Annotated in this window: 23 protein-coding genes; 10 read left to right on the forward strand and 13 right to left on the reverse strand. The window is 69.0% G+C overall.

Annotated elements, in window-relative coordinates; translation table 11 throughout:
- Window positions 1–1,155: a glutamine-hydrolyzing carbamoyl-phosphate synthase small subunit gene (carA, locus tag C8D81_RS04635; protein WP_133625622.1), complete on the reverse strand. Its 1,155-nt coding sequence runs from the start codon at window positions 1,153–1,155 to the stop codon at window positions 1–3.
- A gap of 168 nt (window positions 1,156–1,323) precedes the next feature.
- Here carA and C8D81_RS04640 point away from each other — a divergent pair, with 168 nt between their 5' ends.
- Window positions 1,324–2,127: an NAD-dependent epimerase/dehydratase family protein gene (locus tag C8D81_RS04640; RefSeq protein WP_133625623.1), complete on the forward strand. Its 804-nt coding sequence runs from the start codon at window positions 1,324–1,326 to the stop codon at window positions 2,125–2,127.
- Window positions 2,128–2,264: 137 nt separating this feature from the next.
- Here C8D81_RS04640 and ggh read toward each other — a convergent pair whose 3' ends face one another.
- Genes ggh through C8D81_RS04665 form a run of 5 tightly spaced genes read right to left on the reverse strand, consistent with a single transcriptional unit; the run spans window position 2,265 to window position 7,918 of the window.
- Complete coding sequence (gene ggh, locus C8D81_RS04645) at window positions 2,265–3,605, reverse strand: glucosylglycerate hydrolase (RefSeq protein WP_229237916.1); 1,341 nt, start codon at window positions 3,603–3,605, stop codon at window positions 2,265–2,267.
- A complete protein-coding gene (locus tag C8D81_RS04650; RefSeq protein WP_133625624.1) occupies window positions 3,602–4,744 on the reverse strand; it encodes an ABC transporter ATP-binding protein in 1,143 nt (380 codons plus the stop codon). Before C8D81_RS04650 ends, ggh begins: the two co-directional genes overlap by 4 nt.
- 32 nt (window positions 4,745–4,776) lie before the next feature.
- Window positions 4,777–5,667 (reverse strand): carbohydrate ABC transporter permease, encoded by an 891-nt coding sequence (locus tag C8D81_RS04655; RefSeq protein ID WP_133625625.1) that lies wholly within the window; start codon window positions 5,665–5,667, stop codon window positions 4,777–4,779.
- Entirely contained in the window at window positions 5,664–6,572 is a 909-nt protein-coding gene (locus C8D81_RS04660; protein WP_094358651.1) for a carbohydrate ABC transporter permease, read from the reverse strand. Before C8D81_RS04660 ends, C8D81_RS04655 begins: the two co-directional genes overlap by 4 nt.
- Window positions 6,572–7,918, reverse strand: coding sequence for an ABC transporter substrate-binding protein (locus C8D81_RS04665; protein WP_133625626.1), 1,347 nt, complete (start codon window positions 7,916–7,918; stop codon window positions 6,572–6,574). Before C8D81_RS04665 ends, C8D81_RS04660 begins: the two co-directional genes overlap by 1 nt.
- A 172-nt stretch (window positions 7,919–8,090) precedes the next feature.
- Here C8D81_RS04665 and C8D81_RS04670 point away from each other — a divergent pair, with 172 nt between their 5' ends.
- The 4 genes from C8D81_RS04670 (at window position 8,091) to C8D81_RS04685 (ending at window position 12,712) form a co-directional block, all read left to right on the forward strand.
- A complete protein-coding gene (locus C8D81_RS04670; RefSeq protein ID WP_133625627.1) occupies window positions 8,091–9,251 on the forward strand; it encodes an ROK family transcriptional regulator in 1,161 nt (386 codons plus the stop codon).
- 217 nt (window positions 9,252–9,468) lie between these two features.
- Window positions 9,469–10,842, forward strand: a complete 1,374-nt coding sequence (locus C8D81_RS04675) for an HNH endonuclease signature motif containing protein (RefSeq protein WP_133625628.1) — start codon at window positions 9,469–9,471, stop codon at window positions 10,840–10,842.
- Window positions 10,843–11,076: 234 nt separating this feature from the next.
- Complete coding sequence (locus tag C8D81_RS04680; RefSeq protein WP_133625629.1) at window positions 11,077–12,090, forward strand: GlxA family transcriptional regulator; 1,014 nt, start codon at window positions 11,077–11,079, stop codon at window positions 12,088–12,090.
- Complete coding sequence (locus C8D81_RS04685) at window positions 12,065–12,712, forward strand: DJ-1/PfpI family protein (RefSeq protein WP_133625630.1); 648 nt, start codon at window positions 12,065–12,067, stop codon at window positions 12,710–12,712. The genes C8D81_RS04680 and C8D81_RS04685 overlap by 26 nt, the downstream gene beginning before the upstream one ends.
- Window positions 12,713–12,763: 51 nt before the next feature.
- Here C8D81_RS04685 and C8D81_RS04690 read toward each other — a convergent pair whose 3' ends face one another.
- Genes C8D81_RS04690 through C8D81_RS04700 form a run of 3 tightly spaced genes read right to left on the reverse strand, consistent with a single transcriptional unit; the run spans window position 12,764 to window position 15,491 of the window.
- Window positions 12,764–13,582: an RCC1 domain-containing protein gene (locus C8D81_RS04690; RefSeq protein WP_133625631.1), complete on the reverse strand. Its 819-nt coding sequence runs from the start codon at window positions 13,580–13,582 to the stop codon at window positions 12,764–12,766.
- Window positions 13,579–14,841: an MFS transporter gene (locus tag C8D81_RS04695; protein ID WP_166646672.1), complete on the reverse strand. Its 1,263-nt coding sequence runs from the start codon at window positions 14,839–14,841 to the stop codon at window positions 13,579–13,581. Before C8D81_RS04695 ends, C8D81_RS04690 begins: the two co-directional genes overlap by 4 nt.
- A complete protein-coding gene (locus tag C8D81_RS04700; protein WP_208109108.1) occupies window positions 14,838–15,491 on the reverse strand; it encodes a hypothetical protein in 654 nt (217 codons plus the stop codon). Before C8D81_RS04700 ends, C8D81_RS04695 begins: the two co-directional genes overlap by 4 nt.
- A gap of 59 nt (window positions 15,492–15,550) precedes the next feature.
- On the opposite strand from C8D81_RS04700, the gene C8D81_RS04705 reads away from it, so the two are divergent.
- Complete coding sequence (locus tag C8D81_RS04705; protein WP_133625633.1) at window positions 15,551–16,321, forward strand: DUF6585 family protein; 771 nt, start codon at window positions 15,551–15,553, stop codon at window positions 16,319–16,321.
- 15 nt (window positions 16,322–16,336) lie between these two features.
- Here C8D81_RS04705 and C8D81_RS04710 read toward each other — a convergent pair whose 3' ends face one another.
- Window positions 16,337–17,428 (reverse strand): ATP-dependent DNA ligase, encoded by a 1,092-nt coding sequence (locus C8D81_RS04710; RefSeq protein ID WP_208109109.1) that lies wholly within the window; start codon window positions 17,426–17,428, stop codon window positions 16,337–16,339.
- 29 nt (window positions 17,429–17,457) lie between these two features.
- Window positions 17,458–18,573, reverse strand: coding sequence for an NAD(P)/FAD-dependent oxidoreductase (locus C8D81_RS04715; RefSeq protein ID WP_094425493.1), 1,116 nt, complete (start codon window positions 18,571–18,573; stop codon window positions 17,458–17,460).
- Here C8D81_RS04715 and C8D81_RS04720 point away from each other — a divergent pair.
- On the forward strand, window positions 18,527–19,522 hold the full coding sequence (locus tag C8D81_RS04720) for a sigma-70 family RNA polymerase sigma factor (RefSeq protein WP_166646674.1): 996 nt from the start codon (window positions 18,527–18,529) through the stop codon (window positions 19,520–19,522). The two genes, C8D81_RS04715 and C8D81_RS04720, sit on opposite strands and share 47 nt — an antisense overlap.
- Here the strand turns inward: C8D81_RS04720 and nusB are convergent.
- Both nusB and efp read right to left on the reverse strand, forming a co-directional pair.
- Entirely contained in the window at window positions 19,503–20,012 is a 510-nt protein-coding gene (gene nusB / locus C8D81_RS04725; RefSeq protein WP_229118078.1) for a transcription antitermination factor NusB, read from the reverse strand. The two genes, C8D81_RS04720 and nusB, sit on opposite strands and share 20 nt — an antisense overlap.
- Window positions 19,999–20,562, reverse strand: coding sequence for an elongation factor P (gene efp, locus C8D81_RS04730; protein WP_094358670.1), 564 nt, complete (start codon window positions 20,560–20,562; stop codon window positions 19,999–20,001). The genes nusB and efp overlap by 14 nt, the downstream gene beginning before the upstream one ends.
- Window positions 20,563–20,724: 162 nt before the next feature.
- Here efp and C8D81_RS04735 point away from each other — a divergent pair, with 162 nt between their 5' ends.
- Genes C8D81_RS04735 through C8D81_RS04745 form a run of 3 tightly spaced genes read left to right on the forward strand, consistent with a single transcriptional unit; the run spans window position 20,725 to window position 23,737 of the window.
- The gene (locus C8D81_RS04735; protein WP_094429673.1) at window positions 20,725–21,888 is read left to right on the forward strand and encodes an aminotransferase class I/II-fold pyridoxal phosphate-dependent enzyme; all 1,164 of its coding nucleotides are present in this window, start codon (window positions 20,725–20,727) and stop codon (window positions 21,886–21,888) included.
- The gene (gene metB / locus C8D81_RS04740) at window positions 21,885–23,054 is read left to right on the forward strand and encodes a cystathionine gamma-synthase (protein WP_133625634.1); all 1,170 of its coding nucleotides are present in this window, start codon (window positions 21,885–21,887) and stop codon (window positions 23,052–23,054) included. Before C8D81_RS04735 ends, metB begins: the two co-directional genes overlap by 4 nt.
- On the forward strand, window positions 23,051–23,737 hold the full coding sequence (locus C8D81_RS04745; RefSeq protein ID WP_094429675.1) for a pentapeptide repeat-containing protein: 687 nt from the start codon (window positions 23,051–23,053) through the stop codon (window positions 23,735–23,737). Before metB ends, C8D81_RS04745 begins: the two co-directional genes overlap by 4 nt.
- The last annotated feature ends 30 nt before the right edge of the window (window positions 23,738–23,767 follow it).

Here is a 23,767-nt window from a genome sequence, read left to right on the forward strand (position 1 = left end):
TCAGGCCCTTCCCTCGTTCAGCGCTTGGTTGGTGGACAGCACGTCGGTGAACCGGTCGAACAGGTACGCCGCATCGTGCGGGCCGGCGGCGGCCTCGGGGTGGTACTGCACCGAGAACGCCTTCAGGTGGTCGTTGGCATCGCGCAGCTCGAGGCCCTCCACGACGTTGTCGTTGAGCCCGATGTGGCTGACCCGGGCGGCACCCCAACGGGTCTCGGTGTCCCGATCCAGCGGCGCGTCGACCGCGAAGCCGTGGTTGTGGGCGGTGACCTCGACCTTGCCGGTCGAGCGGTCCAGCACCGGCTGGTTGATGCCACGGTGACCGTATTTCAGCTTGTAGGTGCCGAAGCCGAGCGTGCGGCCGAAGACCTGGTTGCCGAAGCAGATCCCGAAGAACGGCATCCCATCGTCCAGCGCCTCGGTGAGCAGGGCGACGGCATCGTCCATCGTCGACGGATCGCCGGGGCCGTTGGAGAAGAACAGCCCGTCCGCGCCGGTCGCGCGCACCTGGGCGTACGTGGCCGTGGCGGGCAGCACGTGCACCTCGATGCCTCGCTCGGCCATCCGGCGCGGGGTCATCGTCTTGATGCCCAGGTCGATGGCGGCCACGGTGAACCGCTTCGTGCCCTCGGCCGGGATCACATAGGCCTCGGGGACGGTCACCTCGCCGACCAGGTTCGCGCCGGCCATCGACGGCTGCTCCTTGACCCGGCGCAGCAGCGCCTGTGGATCGGTCTCGGTGCTGGAGATGCCGACCCGCATCGCGCCGCGCTCGCGCAGATGCCGGGTCAGCGCGCGGGTGTCGACGTCGCTGATGCCGACGATGCCCTGGCTGGCGAGTTCCTCATCGAGGGAGCGGCGGGAGCGCCAGCTCGACGGCATCCGGGCGGCGTCGCGGACCACGTAACCGGCTACCCAGATCTGGCTCGACTCGTCGTCCTCGTCGTTCCAACCGGTGTTGCCGATGTGCGGCGCGGTCTGGATCACCACCTGGCGGCGATAGCTGGGATCGGTGAGCGTCTCCTGGTAACCCGACATCGCGGTCACGAAGACCGCCTCGCCGAAGGTCTCCCCGGCTGCGCCGTAACGGCGCCCGGTGAACGTCCGACCGTCCTCCAGAACGAGGATCGCGGTGGCAGAGTTCTGCTGTGTCATGCGTGTGTGACCGTCCTTTCCTGCCTCACGGGACAGGACTTAAAGGTTGGCTCCAAATCTGCCCCAGCCTAACGTACTCACCTCCCGCGGCCCGCATCCGCGCCGACCGCTGGGCGGCGTACCCGGGTGTGAGTCCGCTCACGCACGGGGCCATCTACGGTGAAACCCATGCGGATCTGGGTGAGTGGTACCAGCGGGAAGCTCGGCGGCGAGGTGGCCCGGCAGTTGCGGGCGGCGGGGCACGAGGTGGTCGAGGCGGATGTCCGCAGCGGTACGCCGGTGAATCTGCTGGATGCCGAGCAGGTGGCGCGGTCGATGCGCGGCTGCCAGGCGATCGTGCACTGCGCCGCGATCCCGAGCCCTGAGGGTCAGCAACCCGAGCATCTGGTGCACAACAACGTGATGTCGACCCTCAATGCGCTGGAGCAGGCCTGGCGGGCCGGGATCCGGACGGCGGTGCTGGCCTCCAGCGGGTCGATCTACGGCACGGCCTGGGCTCCGGAGCCGATCCCGCACGCCTATGTACCGGTCGACGAGGACACCCCGCTGGACTATGTCGACCCCTATGCGCTGAGCAAGGACGTGCTGGAGCGGATGGGTGCGATGTATGCCCGGCGCGGCATGACGGTGACCGCGCTGCGGTTCCAGTGGATCATCACCGCCGAGGAGGTACGCCGATTGCGCGGCGAACCGGTCGGTCCCGACGATGCCCGGAACCTGTGGGGCTATGTGGAACTCGGCGACGCCGCCCGGGCCTGTGTGCTGGCCCTCGACCCGAAACCCGGCCATGGCAGGTACCAGGTGTTGCTGATCACCGCCGCCGACACCCGCGCCGGCCAACCCATCGAGGAACTGCTGGACACCTGGTGCCCCGATGTCCCGCGGCGCCGGGAGCTGCGCGGAAATCAGGCCGCCTTCGACTGCTCCCGCGCCGCCGAGGTCCTCGGCTGGTACCCCACGTGCATCGAGTAGCAATCCCGGCAGAGCGAAGCGGCGCCGGGATTGCGTGTCGAGATGAACCGGTTCCTCTCGACACGGCCGCAAGCGGCCTACTCGAGGAACGTGGCAGGTACGGCCGCAAGCGGCCTACTCGAGGAACGCGCAGGGTGTCAGCTCCACCGTGGGTGGGAGAGCCAGTCGATGGCGGCCATCGCGGACCAGGACTGCTGCGGGCTGCCCAGGGTCTCCCCGGTGCGGGGTTCGTAGTATTCGCCGAAGGTCAGGTCGCGGAGCTGGTCGAGGCCGGCGGCCCGCCAGCGCAGCGCATCCTCGCGGTGCCCGGAGCGCAGCGCGGTCCAGGAGAACAGCCAGTTCATCACCGGCCAGACCGGGCCCCGCCAGTACTCCCGCGGTTTCAGCTCGGGCGAATCGAGGCTGACCGTCGGCGGCAACCAGAACGCCATCTCCGGATGCCCGCACCAGCGTTCCCCGCGCAGCAGCTCGCGCTGCCGGACGGTCCCCGGGTCGTCCCCGCCCATCAGCACCGCGGCGAAACCGCCCATCGTCTCGGTGTCCAGCCAGCGGTTGGCGCGGATGTCGAAGTCGCGGCACAAGCCGGTGTCGGGGTCGATGGTGGCCAGTACGCCGGCTCGGGTGCGTTCGGCGCGGGCGCGTTCCACCTCGGCCACCTCGGGGTGCCCGAGATCGGTGGCGATCCGGGCCAGCGATTCGGCGGCCAGCACCAGGATCGCGGAGAGGAAGACGTCGGTGACGCGGAAGTCGAGCACCTCCTTGACCCGGGTGTCGTCGAAGCGGACGCTCTTCATCTGCTCGATCAGGGTGATGTATCGCTGGTATTCGTCGTCGGTGGGCCGCTCGGCGGCCGCCGCGTGGTTCAGGTCGAGGCGTTCGAACTCGAGGCGCCTGGAGGTGTCCACCGCGGCGTACACCTGATCCCAGCGCGGCGAGTTGTCCATCCCGGATTCCCAACCGTGGTGGATCTCGACGACGTCGTCATAGCCGCGGGCGGTGGACAGCCACTCGTGCCAGCGGGCCAGCTTGGGCAGTGCCTCGGCGGCGAACTCCTCGGCGATCCGCCGGTTCGCCCCGCCGGCTCGCCGGGCCTGATCCAGCACCAGGTCGAGGGCGATGGCGTGCACCGGGGGCTGGCAGATTCCGGAGCTGCGTACGCCCGGCGGCAGCCCGACCGCGTTGGCGGTCCCCCAGTCGTCGAAGTCGGGGAAGTAGCCGGGCTCGTCGGAGAAGATGATGTGCGGCAGCATCCCGGTGGTCCACTGTCCGGCGAGCACGGTGCCCAACTCGGCCAGGGCCCGCGGCACCGACAGCTGCGCCAGGCCGATGGCCACGAAGGCCGCGTCCCAGGACCATTGGTGCGGATAGAGGCTCGGACCGGCCTTGATCATCGAACCCAGGTCGTTGTCGCGCAACACCGCGGACGCGGACTCCAGCAGTTCGGTGTCGCTGGTCAGGCGGGGCGGTGCAGAGCTCACGAGGCCGCTCCCTGGGTGACGGTGCGGGCGCCACCGGTCCCGCTGAGATCCCAGCCCATCCCGGATTCGGGATCGTAGAGCCGGATGGCCTCGGGGGCGAGCGCGAGGGCGACCTGCTCCCCCGCCTGCACGCGCACGGTCGGTTCGGTCTGCACCTTGATGGTCGCGGGCGCCGCGTCTCCGCCGGCACCGCTGGCCACCTCGACGGTGAGCAGGTTGTGCGAGCCGAGGGGTTCGGCAACCAGCACGGTCCCGGCCAGCGCACCCGGTGTGCCGGGTTCGGTGATCCGGATCGCCTCCGCGCGGACGCCGAGCCGGACCGGGCCGCTCAGTCCGCTGCCGGCGGGCAGGTGCAGGCTGTGCTCGCCGATCTGCACCGACTGCCCGTCCCGGGTGACCTGGCCGTCCAGGAAGTTCATCGGCGGCGAACCGATGAAGCCGCCGACGAAGGTGTCGGCCGGGTGGTCGTAGATGTTCAGCGGGGTGTCGAGCTGGACGACCTTGCCCTTGCGCATCACCGCCACCTTGTCACCGAGCGAGAGCGCCTCGGACTGGTCGTGGGTGACGTAGACGGTGGTGGTGCCGAGCTCGTCGACGATCCGCTTCAGCTCGGCCCGGAATTCCAACCGCAGCAGGGCATCCAGGTTCGACAGCGGCTCGTCCATCAGCAGCACATCGGCATCCACCACGATCGCACGCGCCACGGCCACCCGCTGCCGCTGGCCACCGGAGAGCTGGGCGGGGAATCGGTCCAGATAGGGCGTGAGCTGCAACAGATCCGCAGCCCAGGCGACCTTCTTCTCGATCTCATCCTTCGGCATCTTCTGCTGGACAAGGCCGAAGGCGATGTTGTGCCGCACCCGGCGGTGCGGGAACACCGCATAGGACTGGAACACCATCGACAGGTTCCGCTTGTGCACCGGCATGTAGGTGACGTCTCGGCCACCGATCGCGATCGCACCCGCGCTGGGCAGTTCCAGCCCCGCGATCATCCGCAGCAGCGTCGTCTTGCCACAGCCCGAGGGGCCGAGCAGCACCATGAAGTCGCCGTCGGTGATGTGCAACGAGACGTTGTCGGTGGCCCGCTCGGTCGAGCCGGGGTAGACCTTGACCAGGTCCTCGATCTGGATGTCAGCCATCTCATCCTCCGTGTTTCGGGTACGCCTCCGCGTCAGCGGATGGTCGTGCCCCACATGTTGAGCAGGTACTTGCGCATGATCGCGATGAAGATCAGCGCGGGAATGACCAGGAACAGGCCGCCCGCGAAGCGGAACGCCAGCGGCGAATCCGACAGCGAGCTCAGCACCTGGGCCGGCAGCGTGCGCTGGGTGAAGGTCAGGATGGTGGCACCGAGGACCTCGTTCCAGGAACCGACGAAGGTGAAGATCGACGCCGCCGCCATGCCCGGCAGGGCCAGCGGCAGCACCACCTTCAGGAACGCCTTGACCGGGCTGCAGCCGAAGATCCGGGCCGCCTCCTCCGCATCCACCGGCACCGCCAGGAAGACGCTGGAGGTGATCAGGATGGTGGTCGGCAACGACAGCGCCGAGTGCAGCAGGATCACCGCGAGCGGGGTGTCGTAGATGCCGACGGTGAGGAACAGCTGGGCCAGCGGCACCGAGAGCACCACGATCGGCAGTGCCCGGGTGAACAGCAGGAACAACTGGTAGGGATCCTTGCCACGGAAGGCGAAACGGGCGATCGCGTACCCCGCCGGCGCGCCGACCACCGAGGAGAGGATGAGCGTACCGATGCCGACGTAGAGCGAGTTGATCAGCCCGCCGATGATGCCCGAGGAGGCCAGGAAGGTGCTCATCGTCTCGGTCGAGAAGTACTTCGGCCAGAGCGCCTGCGGGAAGGTGTTCAGCCCTTCCCGGGAGCTGAATGCGGCCACCGCGATCAGATAGATGGGCACGAACATGAACAGCGACACCGCGATGCAGGCGACCTGCAGCCAGGCCCGTCGGCGCTTCAGTGCCTGCAGCGGCTTCTTGTCGACCTGGATCCGCCCGGCGCCACCGCCGGCGGCGGGAGTCCGAGCCTCTGACTGGGTCGTGCTCATCGGGTCACCTCCCGGGACTGGTCCCGCAGCGCACGCAGATAGATGACCGCGGTGAGCATCGAGATCGCCATGATCACCAGGGCGTACGCCGAGGCCACATTGGGATTCTGCAGGCTGGCGTACCAGCGATAGGTCTCCCCCACCAGCAGCGGGAAACTCTCCCCGGTGAGGGCCTGGGCGACCGCGAAGGTCTGGAAGGCCAGGATCGTCCGCAGGATCAGCGCCACCTGCAGCGAGGGGCGCAGCAGCGGCAGGGTGACCTGCCGGAGCCGGGTGAAGTAGCCCGCCCCGAAGACCGCGGCCGCCTCGTCATAATCCTTCGGAATCCCTTGCATACCGGAGACGACGATCACCAGCACCAGCGAGGTGGCCCGCCAGATCTCGGCCAGCACGACCGCCAGGAACATCGTCGAAGTGCTCTGGTAGTTCAGCCAGGACACCGTCGGCAGCCCGAGGTTGGTGAGCACCGAGTTCAGGTAGCCACGATCGGCGAAGATCGACAGCCAGACCAGGCCGGCGGCCAGATCGGAGACCGCCAGCGGCACCGCCCAGAGATAGAAGTAGAAGCCGCTGAACTTAGGGCGGGCCTGCAGCAGCAGCGCCATCGTCAGGGCGAAGACGAACTGCAGCGGGATCACCACAACGATCAGCAGCAGCGTGTTGCGCACCGCGGGCCAGAACTTGGCGTCACTGACCATCCGCTGCCAGTGGTCCATGGTGAACCCGTCGGAGCCGGTGAAGGCGGCGACGATGCCCATCACCATGGGATAGGCGAAGAGCAGCAGCATGTAGAGCACCGACGGCAGGATCAACAACCAGGCCGAGGTGCTGCGCGAACGGGGCCGTCCGCCGCGACGCGGTGCTGCTGGTTGCGTCGATCGGCTGACGGTTGCGGTCGACGCCATCAGCCCACCTTGCAGGGCTGACCGTTGCTGCTCGGATCGGGCGCCCAGCAGGGCACCTTGACCTCATCGAGGATCTTCTGGATCACGTTGGCCTGGTTCGCGATCACCTCGGGGATCGGCTTGTTCTGCAGGCAGATCTGGGTGAACGTGTCCTTGAAGGCCTGACCGAGCTCGGCGTCCTTGGCGCCGACACCGACCGGGGGCAGCGCGACGATCGCCTTGGGGTTGTTCTGCTGTGCGGTCACCGCGGCGGATTCGAGCTTGACCGCCGGCGGCAGGTCGGCGGGCGGATCTCCCTTGATGACGGGGAAGAACGCGTTCTCCTTCAGGGTCGCGTTCTGGACATCGGCCTTGAGCAACGACTCGATGGTCTTGTTGGCCTTCGTGCGGTCGCCACCCTTGGGGATGGCCAGGCCGGCCACGATCAGCATGTAGCCGAGACCCTTGGGCCCGGTCGGTGCGGGCACCATCACCCAGTCCTCCGGCTTGGCCTTGGGTGCGCCGACGAGCCGCGCGACGTGGTCCCAGGCGACCAGCACCTCACCGCTGGCCAGCGGGTCCTGCATGTTGTCGTAGTTGGTGGAGGCCGGGTTCATCGCCGCCCAGAGTTCCTTCATGTACGACCATGCCTGCTGGGCATCCGGGCCGGCGAAGGTGGTGATCTGGCCGCCGGTGAAGCTGGGCAGCAGGTAGCCCTGGAAGAAGCGGTGGTAGAGGCCCTTCGGCCCGCAGGGCAGCCCGAACACGCCCTTGCCACCGTTCGCGGCCTGGGCCGCCTTCGCCCACGCCAGGAACTGGTCGTAGGTCAGGTTGTTGACGTCGGCGCCGGCCGGCAGCCACTGCAGCGCCTTCTTGTTCACCGCGACCACATAGGTGGCCTGCATCCAGGGGATGAACTTCTGGGTGGAGCCGTTCAGCTTGCCGAGCTGGATCAGGTCCTCGGGTACGCCGGCGGCGGTCGCGGCGCCGGTCAGGTCGCTGACGTCCTCCAACTGGTCGGCGACCGGAGCGAGGTCGCCGTAGAGCCCCCCCACCAGGTCGAAGGCGACCTTGTTGGCCTGCACCTGGGTCTTGATCTGGGTCAGGAACTCGCTGGTCGACGGGGCGACGTTGTAGCTCACCGGCGGGTCGGTCAGGAACTGTTTGACGATCGCCTCGTAGCGCTGCTTCTCCTCGACCTGGCTGAACTGGGTGCCGTAGAACTGCATCGAACCGGCACCACCGCCACCGCCGGTGGTCGAGGCGCCGGCACAGCCGGCGAGCGCGCCCGCGAACGGGATGGTGGCGGCCGCGCCGAGGCCGAGGCCGAGAACGCGCCGACGGGAAATGCTGGCGGGATTCGACATCTTTGTCTCCTGACGTAGTTGGTGCCCCTTCAACTTCTGTCTTGCGCTGAAACATAAGCAGGTGGAGGATGGATCGTCAATCCCCCGTGGCCTGCGTGTGCACGATCGTTACCCACCGGGGAGACTGTCCAACGACCGAGTTGGCACTCGGTCGGGCCGAGGGAGGTTGCCGGTGGGCGAGCGAGGGATCGAGCCGCGCGGCGCGGCGAGTTGTGGCGCGCTGCTGCAGGAGATCCGCGAGGCCGACGGCATCACTCGCCAGGATCTGCTGCAGGTCACCGGGATGTCGCGGTCCACCCTGTACCAGCGGCTGGACCTGTTGGAGCGGGCCGGATTGATCCACGAGGCCGGCCAGGAGTCCTCGTCGGGCGGCCGGCCGCCGAAGCTGGTGCGGTTCGACGACCGGGATCGGTTGGTGCTCACCCTCGATGTCGGCCAGACCCGGGCGACGGTCTCGGTGTGCCGGTTGGACGGGACCGTGCTCGCCGGCACGGAGGTGACACTCGAGCATCCCGGCCCGGCCGAGTTGCTGGCCCGGTTGTCCTCGGTCGCCGATCCCCTGCTCGCCGAACAGAGTGGGCGGCTGATCGGCGTCGGGCTGGGCATTCCGGCGCCGGTGCAGGCACCGGGGGATGTCCGGTGGCCGACGGTGGCGATGCCCGATGCGGGCTATCCCCTGGTCGATGATCTGGTGCGACGCTTCAAGGTGCCGACCTGTGTCGAGAACGATGCCCGGGTGCTGACCCTCGGCGAGTACGCCGCGGCGGGCGGTCGGGACGGGATCTTCCTCGGCATCAAGTACGCCTCGGGCCTGGGGGCCGGGGTGGTCACGCATGGTCAGATGCTGCGCGGTTCGATCGGCGCGACCGGGGACATCGGACACCTGCGGCTCTCCGACGGCGGGCCGCTGTGCACCTGCGGGAATCACGGCTGCCTGGCGGCGTACACCTCCGGGAATGCCTTGTTGCGCGACCTTTCCGGCCGGGTGGACACGCTGACCGATGCGATCGAGTTGCTCGATGCCGGGGATCCCGAGGTCACCGAGTGGTTCGACACCGCGATCCGCACCTTCGGGCACACGCTGGCCGGGTTGGTGCAGACGCTCAACCCCGACGAGGTCGTCTTCGGTGGCTACCTGGGGCGGCACCCATGGATCAGCGATCGGCTGGCCACCGCGATCCGCGACTTCACGCTGCACCGGGTGAACGAGAACACCGTGCTGCGCCCGGGCTCCCAGGGCGCGCTCGCCGGCACCCTCGGGTTGGTCTGGCTGGTGAACAAGACCGTGTACGCCCCCGAGCGCGTCAACGCGCTGATCGCCGACCTCCCCTGAGGCCGGTACGCCGGTTGAGCGAGCGAGGAATGAGCGAGTCGAAGCCACGTCGTGCCACGTTCATCGAGTAGCCGGTCATGCGTAGCGAAGCGTAGCAATGGCCGGCGTGTCGAGATGAACCGGCCGGCATCGAAAAGTTGTCCACAGATTCGCGATTTCCTTCCACTGCGGCGAATCCGGGCGAAAACTGTCAGACCCCTTCTGTTGAATAGGGGGTATGAACGGCAACGCGGCCACTCTCCTCGAGACCGTCGATACGGTCGACGAGCTGTTGCGCCGCGCACTTGCCGACGGCGATGAGCTGCTCACCGACGAGCAACTGCTTCGGCTCGGTGAAGTCACCGAACGGCTGAGCGCCCGCACCCACGCCCTGACCGTTCGCACCCTGTCGAGCATCGATAGCCGGGATGCCAGCCAGCGGGTCCACGGCATCCGGACCACCACCTGGATGCGGGAACGCCATGGCTACGCCGGCAACCACGCCGCCGGCGTACTCCGCGAAGCCATCGGTACCGTGAACGCACCGGTCGTCTGGCGGGCACTGGCCGACGCCACGATCTCACCACGGCAGGCGACGGTGATCCTCACCGCGCTGAAGCATCTGCCGCCGGATCTGGCACCCAGCAAGGAAACGGCCGCCCAGCGCACCATGGTCGCGCAGGCCCGACAACTTGACCCGAGCGAGCTCGCGGTCGTCGGCAACCGGCTGGTCGAGCTCATCGACCCCGACCACGCCGACACCCTGCTCGAACACCGCCTCGAACACGAGGAACGCAGCGCCCGCCGCAACCGCGAGCTGCATCTCCGCCCCGACGGCATGGGTTCGACGCTCATCAAAGGCCGGGTCCCCGCCGCGGAGGGTGAGAAGTTCGCGGCGTTGCTGGATTCCCTGGTCGACAGGACCACGAGTGATGAGGCACCTCTGTGCGGGTCGTACTGCACCGGCCCCTCCTGCGGGCTGTGCGGCGGCCGGCCGTCGCGCGCGATGCGCCGTGCGGACGCGCTGCTGGAGCTCGCCGAGGCGTACGCGGACGCCAATCGGTCGCCCGCCCGCGGTTCGGACCGGGCCCGGCTCAACGTGACCGTGGATATCCAGACCCTCCGCCGTGGGATCGGCTGCACCGATACCAATGCGGGGCCGATGTCGGCCCAGCACCTCCGCCTGCTCGCCTGCGATGCCGAGATCATCCCGATGGTCCTCAACAGCCATGGCATCCCGTTGGATGTCGGGCAGCTGCATCGATTCTTCGACGGCGAGCTCCGGGCCGCGCTCGTTGCCCGCGACGGCGGCTGCATCTTCCCCGGCTGTGATCAATCCGCCCGCCGCTGCGACGCCCACCACATCAGACCGTTTCGATGTGGCGGCCCGACCAGCCTCGACAACGGTGTGCTGCTCTGCCCGTACCACCACGCCCTCGTCGAGCCTTCCGGAAGCCAACTCCACAACGAGAACCGCTGGGAGGTCCGACTCAACCCCGAGGACCGCCTGCCGGAGTTCTTGCCACCGAAGGCCCTGGACCGGGACCGTCGCCCTCGACGGCATCTGCGTCATCGCCTGCGGCAACACCCGATCGGCGAGGACGACCATTGACGGTTCATCTCGATGCTCCTATGTCGTCTGCCGGTGGGGTGCTTCGGGCGAGACCTGACCGGGGCTCGCACCCGTGGGGTGGCTTGCCTCCGGCGTTTGGTCGACACGCCGGCGATGACCTGCAGTTGCGCAGGGTGGCGCGACTGCAGCCGCGCGCCGCCCAAGCTGCTTGATGGCTGAAAAGGTGGGTTATTCGACGTTGTGGACATGAGTCGGGTGGGCAAGCATGATGGCATGCGAACGAGTGCGGTCCACCTCGTCCTCTTCGAGGGTGTGCAGAGCCTGGATGTCACCGGGCCGCTCGAGGTGTTCGCCGGTGCCAACCAGTGGCAGCGCGCGCAGGGTCGCGAGCCGGCGTACACGCTCACGACCGCGAGTCTTGGCGGAGCGGCGGTGCGCACCTCGAGCGGGCTGCAGATCACACCCGATCGCGACCTGAGCACGCTGGATCCGCCGGACCTGCTGGTCGTCCCCGGAGGTCAGGGCACCCGTCAGCCATCGCGCGCCCTGATCGACTGGCTGGCGAAGCACGGACCGGCGGCGGCCCGGATCGCCTCGGTCTGCACCGGGGCCTTCCTGCTGGCCGAAGCCGGCCTGCTCGCCGGTCGACGCGCGACGACGCATTGGAGCTATTGCGATGTCCTCGCCGAGCGCTTCCCCGACATCCAGGTCGAATCCGACCCGATCTACATCCTGGATGGAGATCTCGCGACCTCGGCCGGGGTGACCTCCGGCATCGACCTCGCGTTGGCGCTCGTGGAGCAGCACCTCGGTCGTGCAGCCGCACTGGACATCGCCCGGCACCTGGTGGTCTTCCTGCGCCGCCCCGGCAGCCAGGCGCAGTTCAGCGTCCAGCTCGCCAACCAGTTCGCCGAACGCGAACCCCTGCGCGAGCTGCAGCACTGGATGACCGAGCACCCGGAGGCCGATCTGTCGATCGACACTCTCGCGGAGCGCGCGAACCTCTCACCGCGGCACTTCACCCGCGCCTTCACCGCCGAGGTCGGCGTCTCCCCGGGCCGCTATGTCGACCAGCTCCGCCTGGAGGCCGCACGCCGCCGCCTCGAGGACTCCGACGACGACGTCGGCACCACCGCTCGCCACTGCGGTTTCGGTACGCCGGAAGCGATGCGGCGCGCATTCCTGCGCAGCCTGGGCGTGGGACCGGCCGAGTACCGGCGCCGATTCCAGACCCGTCAGATCCCAACCACCATGGAGAATCATGCAGATCGCGATCCTGTTGTATGACCGCCTCACCGCACTCGACGCGGTCGGCCCGTACGAGGTCCTGAACCACCTTCCGGGCGCCTCGGTCCGCTTCGTCGCCGAGCGACCCGGACCCATCCGCAACGACACCGGCAGCCTCGGCCTGATCGCCGACGCCACCCTCACCGACGTGCCCCGGCCGGACGTGGTGCTGGTCCCGGGCGGCCCCGGGCAGGCTGACCAGATGGCCGACGGTCCTCTCCACCAGTGGCTGCGGGACGTCGATCAGACGAGCACGTGGACCACATCGGTCTGCACGGGTTCGCTGATCCTGGCCGCTGCCGGGCTGCTGCGGGGCCGGCGCGCCACCTCCTACTGGCTGGCGCTCGACCAGCTCGAGCAGTGGAGCGTGACGCCGGTCAACGACCGGGTGGTGAGCGACGGCAAATACCTCACCGCGGCCGGGGTGTCCTCCGGGATCGACATGGGTCTCACGCTGGCCGGGAAGATCGCCGGTGATCGGGTCGCCGAGTCGATCCAGCTCGGTATCGAGTACGACCCGCAGCCGCCCTATGCGGCCGGCTCGCCGGACAAGGCGCCTTCCGAGGTTGTCGAGGCGCTCCGCTCGCGGAGTCGGTTCATCCTGCAGGGGCCGAACGCCTGACCGGACGCACTCATGGCAGGTGGGCTCATCTCGACACGCTCGCTGCGCGAGCTACTCGATGAGCGTCCAATCGCCGACATCGCACTGGCCGTCGGCGTTGTCACCGGTGGCAAGCGCCGTCCCGTCGGCGCGCAATCCCAACGAGTGCAGGGAACCGGCGGCGATCGCGACGATTCCTTCCCAGTCCCCGACCTCACCCTGACCGCAGTCGTTCGAACCCGCGGCCAGCACCTGGCCGGCGGCCGTCAGCCCGAGGGTGTGATAGCTGCCCGCGGCCACCGCCACGACGTCGCACCAGCCGGCCACATCCCAGGCTCCGGCATTGGTTGCGACCACGGTGCCGTCGCGGCGTACGCCGACCGTGTGCAGATAGCCGGCGGCCACCGCGACCAGCTCGCGCCACTCGCCGACGCGGCACTGGCCGCGCTGATCGCTGCCCACCGCGACCGCCGTCCCATCCGCCCGCAGACCCACCGAATGCCAATCACCGCAGGAAACCTGGACGATCCCACGCCACCCGGAGACCTCGCACGCCCCCTCGGCGCCCCGACCGGCCGCCAGCACCCGGCCATCAGCGAGCACGCCGAGCGTACGCCGCCAGCCCGCAGCCACCGAGGTCACACCGCGCCAACCCGCCACCTCGCACTGCCCGTCACCGTTCCAGCCGGTGGCCAACACCGTCCCGTCCCCGCGCAACCCCACCGTGTGTGAGCGGCCGGTGTTCCGGGCGGTGTGCACGTTGCCGGCGGCGACCCCGATCACCCCGCTCCAGTCGTCGACCCGTAACTCCCCCGCCGCACCGTTGCCGACGGCGACGACCGTGCCGTCGGCACGCCGACCGACCGAGTGCCGCCGGCCGGCTGCGATCACAGTTCGCTCCCGCGGACCCGCGGCAACCGGGTGGCCAGCGCGAGGATCGGCAGCAGGCAGATCAACGAGACCACGCTCAGCCAGGCAAAGCCGAAGCCGGCCATCACCGGCCCGGCGGCCCCCGCACCCAGCGCGGCGAACAGGCTCATGAAGGTGTCGGTGGCACCCTGCGCCTGGGTCCGTACCTCCGGATCGACCGTCCGGGTCAGCAGCGCGGACCCCGACACCATCCCGAACGACCAACCCAACCCCAGCAGGAACAACCCGACCGCGATCAGCGTCATCGACCCGCCGGCCAGGAAGCACAGCGTCAGCGCGACGGCGTTCAACCCCTGCCCGAACAGCAGGCAGCGCACCATCCCGAACCGTTCGGCGAGCCGCCCGACGAGCGGGCTGAACGCGTACATTCCCAACGTGTGCAGTGAAATCGTCAGACCGATCAGGGTCAGCGCGTGCTGCTGATTGGTCAGATGCACCGCCGACATGGTCATCACCACCACCATCACCATGTGGTTCAGCACGGTCGCCCAGAACGCGAACCGGGGCAGCGGGTCGGCCATCACCCGCCCCAGCACCACCCGCAACGGCAGCCCCGGTCCGCGGTCCCCACCGGCGTGCACTCCCCCGGCCCGAACCAGCGGATCGGGCCGCAGCCAGAACCACACCACCAGCGTCGCCGCCAGCATCGCGGCGGCGGTGATCACATAGGGTCCGCCGATCGGCGGCAGCCCGAGCACCCGGCCGAGCGGCTCACCGGGCAGCACCAGATTCGGTCCGAGCACCACCCCGACCGTGGTCGCCCAGACCACCAGCGACAGCGATCGGGTACGCCGATCGGGCGCCTCCAGGTCGGTGGCGGCGAACCGGGCCTGCAGCGCCGCGGCCTGGCCGGCACCGAAGATCGCCAGCCCGAGCACCAGGATCACCAGGCTGCTGCGGGCGATCGCCAGCACCTGCAGCACCGCACCCAGGAAGGACAGCCCATAACCCAGGGTCAGCGCGGGCCGCCGCCCCCGGCGTACCGCCAGCATCGCCAGCGGTACGCCGAAGGCGGCCGTGGAGAGCAGCGCGACGGTCCGCGAGATCCCGGCCAGCGCCTCGGAACTCGTGACCTGGTAGGCGATGATCGAACCGAGCGAGGTGGCCGCCCCGGTACCGAGGCTGCCGAGCACCTGCGAGGTGAGCAGCGTGCGCAGGATCCGCGGCTGCTCCTGTGAGCGCTCCGCGCTTCCCTCGCACCCCTCGCCGGTCTCGCTCACCGCGCCTGCATCACATCCAGTGCGACGCCGATCCCGGCCGCGAGCCGCCAGTCCAACCGGTGGCCGCCGTTGAACGCCGGCAGATCGATCGCGTACATGTCCCGCAGGCTGGTGGCCCGCGACTGGTGCAGCACCGGCTGCCCGTCGGGAGCGGTGAAATCGAAGTGATAGAAGTTCGCGAAGAAGCCGAGATCGATCACCCGGCGAAGGATCGCGAAGAACTGGCTCCGCTCGGTCCCGGTGTACTCATTGCCCCAGGCGTCGGCGGCGGTCCAGGTGCTGCGCATGAAGGAGGCGCCGAACTCCTTGCGGATCCAGCCCAGCGGCTGACCGGAGGCGTCGGCGATGTCCAGGGTCGGTGCCACGTCGAGGATCTGGCGGGCGTTCATGGTGAACACCGGCCGCTGCCTGGTCTCATCGCTGAAGAAGGTGATCTGCTCCTTCATCTTGAAACGCTTCTGCTCGGCCAGTGCCAGCAGCGCGCCCTCCTGACCATTGGCATCCAGCACCCGGACCTCATAGCGATTGATGGTCATCGCGATCCGCTGGCGGATGGCGATCCGGTCCAGCTGGGGGGGCGGCCCGGACTGGGGCTGGCCACCGAAACCGGGGTCGTAGGGGTGATTGCCGGAGGGATGGTTGGAAGACATGCGGCCGAGGCTACCGAGCGGCGGGGCCGATGACCCCATCGACGCGGAGAATGCTCACGATGCAGGAGATCGCCGAAACCCCAGCAGCCCGGGCCGCCGCCGAGCAGGCCGACCTCGGTGCCCACGTCATCGGGTGGGCCTCCGACCCGATCGGGAAGACCGTCACCACCCTGGTCAGCGGCCTGGTGCTGCTGCCACTCGGTCTGGTGGCGGGATATCTGCTCTACAGCAATCTGCGTGGCATGGGCACCGGGTGGGTGATCGTGCTGGCCATCGTGGCGGCGGTGCTCTGCATGGCGGGGTTCTATCGTCTCGTCGGTGGCCTGTGGTCGCTGCCGTTCACCGGCCGCGGGATGCAGCTCTATCGTGACGGGCTGGTCACCGTCCGCGGGGACACCGTCGGCAAGGTCATTCCGTTCGTCGGTGCCCGGTGGCAGGAACGCCACTACCGCAAGGGGACGAAGCAGCTGGTCTCCATCGCCCTGGGTGACGACCGGGACCGCTACACCTTCCCCGGCAACTACGACCGCGGCGTGGTGACCGACCAGGTCGGGACGCTGTGGCTGGATGCCAATCTGCCGTTGATGCAGGAGCTGCTCGCCGACGGTGAGAGCGTGCACTTCGGCACCGTGGCGCTCACCGCGGAGGGCATCCAGCAGGGCAGGAAGCTGGTGCCCTACTCCGAGATCACTGCCCTGCGGTTCATCGGCAACGGCGAGTGGATGGCCCAGCTCTCCGACGGCGGGATCGGCGCCGCCGTCAACTCGACCAGCGGCTTCCGTGCGCTCGCCGCGATCCTGTCGGCCCGGACCGGGCTCAGCTGGACCTGAACCGCCCGTGGGTGCTCACGACTCGTCGGGGGTAGCGTCGGCCAGGATCGCGGCCAGGTCGAAGCGCACCGGCGCTTCGAGCTGGTCGAAGCGGCACTCCACCGGGTCCTTGTCGACCCGCCAGCGCAGGAACTGGGTGTTCGAGCGGAACCGCACCTCATCGTGCAACTGGTCGAAACCGACCTCGGCGACCAGCGGCGGCCAGATCAGATGGGCCTGGTCGCGCGGCCGGCTCCACCGGGTCACATGGTCCGGCACCCGGACCCCGGTGCGGGCAGCCGACCGCGGGCTCCACGGATGCCCTGCGTACGCCGGATCGCCCGGATGCTGCTCCAGGGCGGCGAACATCTCGGCCAGCTCACCGCGGATCGCACCCGGGAAACCGGCACAGACCCCGACCGCATGCAGCTGGTCCTGCTCGTCGAAGAGCCCGAGCAGCAGCGACCCGAGCTGCGGGCGTTCCGGGGTCGACGTGCGGTCCAGCCGGTACCCGGCCACCACCACATCGGCGGTCCGGCGGTGCTTGATCTTCAGCCAGCCGCGCTGCCCGGGGGCGTACCGGCCACCGAGCGGTTTGGCCACCACCCCATCCAGTCCGGCCCCCTCGAAGCGGTCGAACCAGTCGTGTGCCAGTTCCTCGTCGCGGGTCACCGGGGACAACAGCAGCGGCGCCTGCAGTCCGTCGCCGATCTGCTCCAGCAGCTCGCGGCGTACCTCCCAGGGCAGATCGAACAACTGGTGCTCATCGAGTGCCAGCAGATCGAAGATCAGCAACGTGCCGGGCGATTCCCGGGCCAGCGTCGCGGCCCGGCTCACCTCCGCCAGCCGCCCGGCGAGCCGGGTGTAGTCCAACCGGTCGCCGGCGATGATGATGATCTCCCCGTCGACCACGCAGCGCTCCGGCAACTGCTCCGCCGCGGCCGCCACCAGCTCGGGGAAGTGTGCGGTGAGCTCGGTACCGTGCCGGCTCCAGAGGCGTACCTCGCCACCGTCGCGGGCCAGCACACAGCGCCAGCCGTCCCACTTGGGCTCGTACGCCATCCCCGCCGGAATGTGCTCCGCAACCCGGGCCAACATCGGCGTCAGCGGCAGGTCCATCGACAGCATGCCGGTCAGCGTAGACCGTCACCGCAGGCTCAGCCTCCGGTCGCTGACCAGGCCGCGCCGCGGGACGCGATTTCCTTGACCCGGGCGGAGGCCGGCCCGGTGAAGTACACCGGTAGCGGCGAGTCATCGAAGTCGCTGACCTGGGTCAGCCCATGGCCCGGCCCGAGTGCCAGATTGGTTCCCACATAGCGCATCCGGAACAGCTGCACCGGGCGGCCATGGACGATCCGCAAGGCGTTGCCTGCCGCCCGCACACCCATCGGCACCGCCGTCTGACAGGCCATCCGCAACGGCCGCCCTGCGTGATCAACCACCCCTGCCGAATCGCCGGCCACCAGCACCTCGGGATGGCCGGGGACCCGGAGGGCCCGATCGACGATCAGCTGCCCACGCTCGTTCAACTGCCCGCAGTCGCCCAGCAGCTTCGGCGGTACGAACCCCCCTGCCCAGACGGTCAGGGCACTCCGCAGCTCACCGAGGTCGGTCTGGAGCAGGCCCGCTTCGACTCCGCGAACCGTCGTCGCCACCAGCTCGACCCCGAGCCGGGGCAACTCCGCACGCAACCACCTCCGCGCTCGGTGGTGTGCCCAGGCGGCGAGAGTGTCACTCTCCAGCACCCGGACCCGATGTCCCACTGCGCTGAGCTCGGTCGCGAGTTCGAGTCCGGTCAGCCCCGCCCCGATCACGGTCACCGGATCGCCGACGACGGTGCTGGCGACGGCGGTCCGCAGGCGCAGGGCTTCCTGGTGGGTCGCCACCGAATGGAGCGGACCGGAGACCCCGAAGCCGGGTTGCCGGGCCGCGCTTCCCGGGGCCAGGATCAGCGAGTCATAGGACACCGTGCCGCCGCCAGCGAGCAGAACCCGGCGATCCGCCGGATCGACCCGTTCCACCCGGCCCACGATCAGGCGGACCCGGGCGCTCAGCTCCGCCAACCGACGCGTCGGGAGGATCTTCCCGCTCGCCAACTGATGCATCCGCACTCGCTCGCTGAACTCGGCACGTTCATTGATCAGGGTCACTCTGCTTCGCTGGCGGCCAAGCCGGGCGATCCAATGTGCCGCAGTCGCCCCTGCGTAACCACCGCCGACGATGACGATGTGTTTCACCATTTCCTCCAGTCTCGTGCGCCTTCGCGCCGTCATCGATCAGGAGTCGTCCCGGGGCGAAAGTGTGACATCGCCGCGCCACCCGGCCGAACCGGGGACAGGCAGAATGGCCGGCATGGATCCGACCTTTGCCCAGCATCATGGTCTGTTGCTCGCGATCGCCCGGCGAATCACGGGCAGTGCCGTGGATGCCGAGGATGTGGTCCAGGGCGCGTGGTTGAGTTGGACCGCTGTGGATCACCGCGCCATCGAGAACCCCAGGGCGTATCTGGTTCGGATCGTGACCAACGGCGCGTTACGCCTCCGCAAGCAGACCGAGCTGCGTAGCGAACGGGAGAAGCGGATCCAGCTGTGGGATCCGATCGTGCAGGACGCCCGGCTCTCGCCCGAGGATCACGCGGTCGCCCGCGACGACCTGTCGTTCGCGCTGATGAAGGTCGTGGAAACCCTCTCTCCATTGGAACGAGTCGTGTTCGTGCTGCACGAGGGGTTCGGCTATCCGCTGAGCGAGATCGCCACGATCCTCGATCGCGAGCCCGCCGCCGTCCGGCAACTGGCCAGCCGGGCACGGAACCATGTCCGGGCCGGCCAGCCGCGGTACCAGACGACCGAGGTCGACCGGCGGGCGCTGGTCGAGCGGTTCGTGGACGGCGTGGCGGGCGGCGACCTCGACCGCCTGTTCGACCTGCTTGCCCCCGAGGTCTCGGTGTGGACCGATGGCGGCGGCCTTGCCGGTGTCGCACCCGCCGGTCTGCACGGCCGGCGGCGCGTGCTCCGCCTGCTGGAGGGTCTGCGCCGAGCCGGACGGATGCCAGCATTCACCCACCGCCGCTCGGTGCTGCTCGATGGCGCGGCGGGTGTTGAGCTCCGCTTCGACGACCAGCAACTGTGGCTCACCGTGGATGTCGACGAATCAGCCTCGACGATCACCCAGGTATGGGTGGTGATCCGGCGTGTGAGAACGCTCAGCCGGTCGGCTCGGTGAGCGTGCCCAGCAGACCGTTGACGAAGCTCGCCGAGTCGTCGGTGGACAGCTCCTCGGCCAGCGCGACCGCCTCGGCGACCGCGATCTTGTCGGCCAGGTCGGTGTGCAGCACCTCGAAGAGCGCGATCCGGGCCAGGTTGCGGTCGATGCGCGGCATCCGCTGCAGCGTCCAGCCCGGGCGCAGTGCACCGGTGATCGCGGTGTCGATCTCGTCGCGGTGGTCGACCACGCCGTGCACCAGTTCACTGGTGTAGACCCGCACCGGCGGGGTGTTCTCCTCGCTGCGCCGCTCGGTGAGCAGCTCCAGCGGGTCGATACCGCGCAACTCGGCCTCGAAGAGGATGTCCAGGGCGCGCTTGCGGGCCTTGGTGCGCGTGGACGGCTGGCGGGCCGGCCCCTGGTTCGGGGCCGGTCCGATCAGCTCGAGTTCGAGACCGTCGTGCTCGATCCGTCCGTTCTTGCCGGCCACGGCCCGATCAGTTCCCGACACGGCCGAGATAGTCACCGGTACGGGTGTCGACCTTGACCTTCTCGCCCTGGGTGAGGAACAGCGGCACCTGGATCGTCTTGCCGGTCTCCAGGGTGGCCGGCTTGGTGCCACCGGTGGACCGGTCGCCCTGCAGGCCCGGTTCGGTGTAGGTGATCACCAGCTCGACCGAGGCCGGCAGATCGATGAACAGCGGGTTGCCCTCGTGGGTGGCGACGGTCGCGGTCTGCTCCTCGAGCAGGTAGTTCTTGGCGTCGCCGACGACATCATCGGGCAGGCTCAGCTGGTCGTAGGTGGTGGTGTCCATGAACACGAACCCGGCGCCGTCGTGGTAGAGGTACTGCATCTCGCGGCGATCCACGGTGGCGGTGTCGACCTTGGAGTCGGAGTTGAAGGTCTTGTCCACCGTCTTGCCGGTCAGCACGTTCTTGATCTTGGTGCGCACCACGGCATTGCCCTTGCCCGGCTTGTGATGCTGGAACCAGAGCACCTGCCACAGCTGCCCGTCCAGATTGAGCACCATGCCGTTCTTGATGTCGTTGGTGGATGCCACGCGCCTGCCTTTCGTCTGTACCGCGATTTACGACTGGGCGTGCGAGACGCCGACCGACGAGACAGTCTAGCGGCTATCGTCCGGCACGCCGCTATCGTCGGACCAATCCATCCGGTGGCGCCGGCATGGCCGAAGAACCCGACCCACGATTCGAGGAGAGCCATGGAAAACCCACTCGTCCCCCGGCTGCGCGGTTTCGGTGAGACGATCTTCGCGCCGATGACCGCGCTCGCCGTGGAGCACGATGCGATCAACCTGGGTCAGGGCTTTCCCGATATCGACGGACCACGGGAGGTCCTCGACGCCGCGGCCGAGGCGATGGCCGCCGGGCACAACCAGTACGCCCCCGGGGTCGGCATCCCGGCGCTCCGCGAGGCGGTCGCCCAGCACCAGCGCGAGTTCTATGACATCGAGCTGGACCCGAAGGCCGAGGTGATCATCTCCGCCGGTGCGACCGAGGGGATGACCGCCGCGATCCTGGCGTTCTGCGACGTGGGCGATGAGGTGATCGCCCTGGAGCCCAGTTACGACTGCTACTCCGGCGCGGTGGCGATGGCGGGCGGGGTGTTCAAGCAGGTCCGACTGCACGAACCCAGCTACTCGCTCGATCTGGACGAGCTGCGGGCCGCCATCACCTCGCGTACCCGGATCCTGGTCGTGAACTCCCCGCACAACCCGACCGGCCACGTGCTGAGCGCCGACGAGCTCGCCGGGATCGCCGCCCTGGCACAGGAATTCGACCTGCTGGTGCTCGCCGACGAGGTCTATGAGCACCTCACCTTCGACCGCCCGCACATCCCGATCGCCACCCTGCCGGGCATGGCCGAGCGCACCGTGACGATCTCCTCGGCCGGCAAGACCTTCGCGGTCACCGGCTGGAAGATCGGTTGGCTGAGCGGGCCCGCGAGGCTGCTCAAGGACGTGCTGATCACCAAGCAGAACATGACCTTCACCAACGGCACGCCGCTGCAGTTCGGTGTGGCCGCCGGCCTCCGGCTGCCGAGGGACTGGTTCGAGGGGCAGCGGGTGCGCTACCAGCAGGCCCGCGATCAGCTGATCTCCGGGCTGGAGGCGGCCGGCATGCAGGTGCACCCCAGCGAGGGCACCTTCTTCGTGATCGCCGACATCTCCGGTCACGGTTATCGCGACGGAATCGACTTCTGTGAACGGATTCCGGGTGAGATCGGGGTCGGCGCGATCCCCTCGCAAGTCTTCTACACCGATCCGGAGAGTGCCAAGAACTACGTGCGCTTCTGCTACGCCAAGCGGGCCGATGTGCTCACCGAGGCCGCCCGCCGGCTCGCCACCCTGGGGGAACGCCGATGACCGAGATCTCCCGGCTCACCCGGGCCATCCGCACCGGGTTGGAGTGGGACACCTCCGTCGGTGCGGTCGTCCCACCGATCCATGTCAGCACCAACTACCGCTTCGAGACCCCGGACCGGCGCGGTGGTTACGACTACTCCCGGTCGGGCAACCCGACCCGGGACCTGCTCGGCACCGCGCTCGGGATCCTCGAGGGCGGTCAGCCCGCGGTGATCACCGGGACCGGGATGGGTGCGGTCACCACCGCGGTGCTGGCCTGCACCGAACCCGAGGACACCGTCGCCATCCCGCACGACTGCTACGGCGGCACCTGGCGGCTGTTCGCCCGGCTCGCCGAGCGTCAGCACCTGGAACTGGTCGTGCTGAACTTCACCGACACCGCGGCCGCGGCGGCCCGGTTGCGCGAACTGCGGCCCACCCTGGTCTGGCTGGAGACCCCGTCGAACCCGCTGCTGCGGATCACCGACATCGCCACGCTGACCGAGGCCGCCCACGCGGCGGGTGCGCTGGTCGCCGCGGACAACACCTTCTGCTCCCCCGTGCGGCAGCAACCGCTGGATCTCGGCGCGGACCTGGTCATCCACTCCACCACTAAATACGTCAACGGGCACTCCGATGTCGTCGGTGGCGCCGTGGTGGCCCGGGAGCCCGAGCTGGCCGAGACCATCGGTTACTGGGCGAACACCCTCGGCACCACCGGCGGGGCGCTGGATGCCTGGCTCACCCTGCGCGGGCTGCGGACGCTGCCGCTGCGGATGCGTCAGCACGAGCAGAACGCCGCCGCGGTGGTCGAGACCCTGATCGGCCACGAGGCGGTCGGCGCGGTGCACTATCCCGGTCTGCCCGAGCATCCCGGCCACGAGCTGGCGGCCCGGCAGCAGCAGGGCTTCGGCGGCATGCTCAGCTTCGAGCTGTCCGGAATCCCTGCGGTGGAAGCATTCCTGGACGGTCTGGCCTGTTTCAGTCTGGCCGAGTCGCTGGGTGGTACCGAGTCGTTGGTCTGCCATCCCGGCCTGATGACGCATGCGGCGATGCCCCCCGAGGTGCAGCGGGAGGCCGGCATCACCCCCGGCCTGCTGCGCCTCTCGGTCGGTATCGAGGAGACCGACGATCTGGTCGCCGACGTCCGTGCCGGATTGGCCCGCGCCGCCGCGGTGGACGCATGAACCGCGCCCGCGGCCGGGCCCCGGGCCCCGGGCGTCCGCGGACCCCAGCCGCACCACGACCGGCCGAGACCACGCCGCGCCGGCTGGTCGCCGACGAGCTCCAGTCGGACGGCTATCTGAACGACCTGCAGGTCGATGGGGCCGCCCTGGATGAGGCCGACACCGAGAACACCGACATCGGTGGCTGCACCTTCACCGGTGGCAGCCTGGCCGATTCCCGCTGGCATCGGTCCCGCTGGGTCGACTCCACCTTCACCGGGGTGGATCTGGCGAACACCGAGCTGGTTCGCGGGTCGATGGAGCGGGTCGTCTTCAGCGACTGCCGGATGATCGGCGTACGCCTGGCTGCGGCCACGCTGACCGACATCGAGTTCGTCGGCTGCACCCTGCGGATGGCGAATCTGCGGCAGGCGGTGCTGCGCCGGGTCCGCCTGGTCGACTGCGTGCTGGTCGGCACCGAGCTGTCCGAGGCGCGCTGCACCGATGTCGAGTTCCTCCGCTGCGATCTGAGCGAGACCCAGTGGGGCAATCCCGGTCCGCGGGAACGGCTGCGGTTGGCCGGCTGCGAACTGCAGCGGATCAGCGGTCTCAGCCAGCTGCGCGGCGCCGAGGTGACCGACAGCGACCCGGTCGTGCTCGCGCACGTGCTCGCCGCCGATCTGGGGATCTGGCTGTCGGACTGATCTGGCTGCCGGACTGATCTGGCTGCCGGA

This window comes from Enemella evansiae (assembly GCF_004362375.1).
GTDB classification, from domain to species: domain Bacteria; phylum Actinomycetota; class Actinomycetes; order Propionibacteriales; family Propionibacteriaceae; genus Enemella; species Enemella evansiae.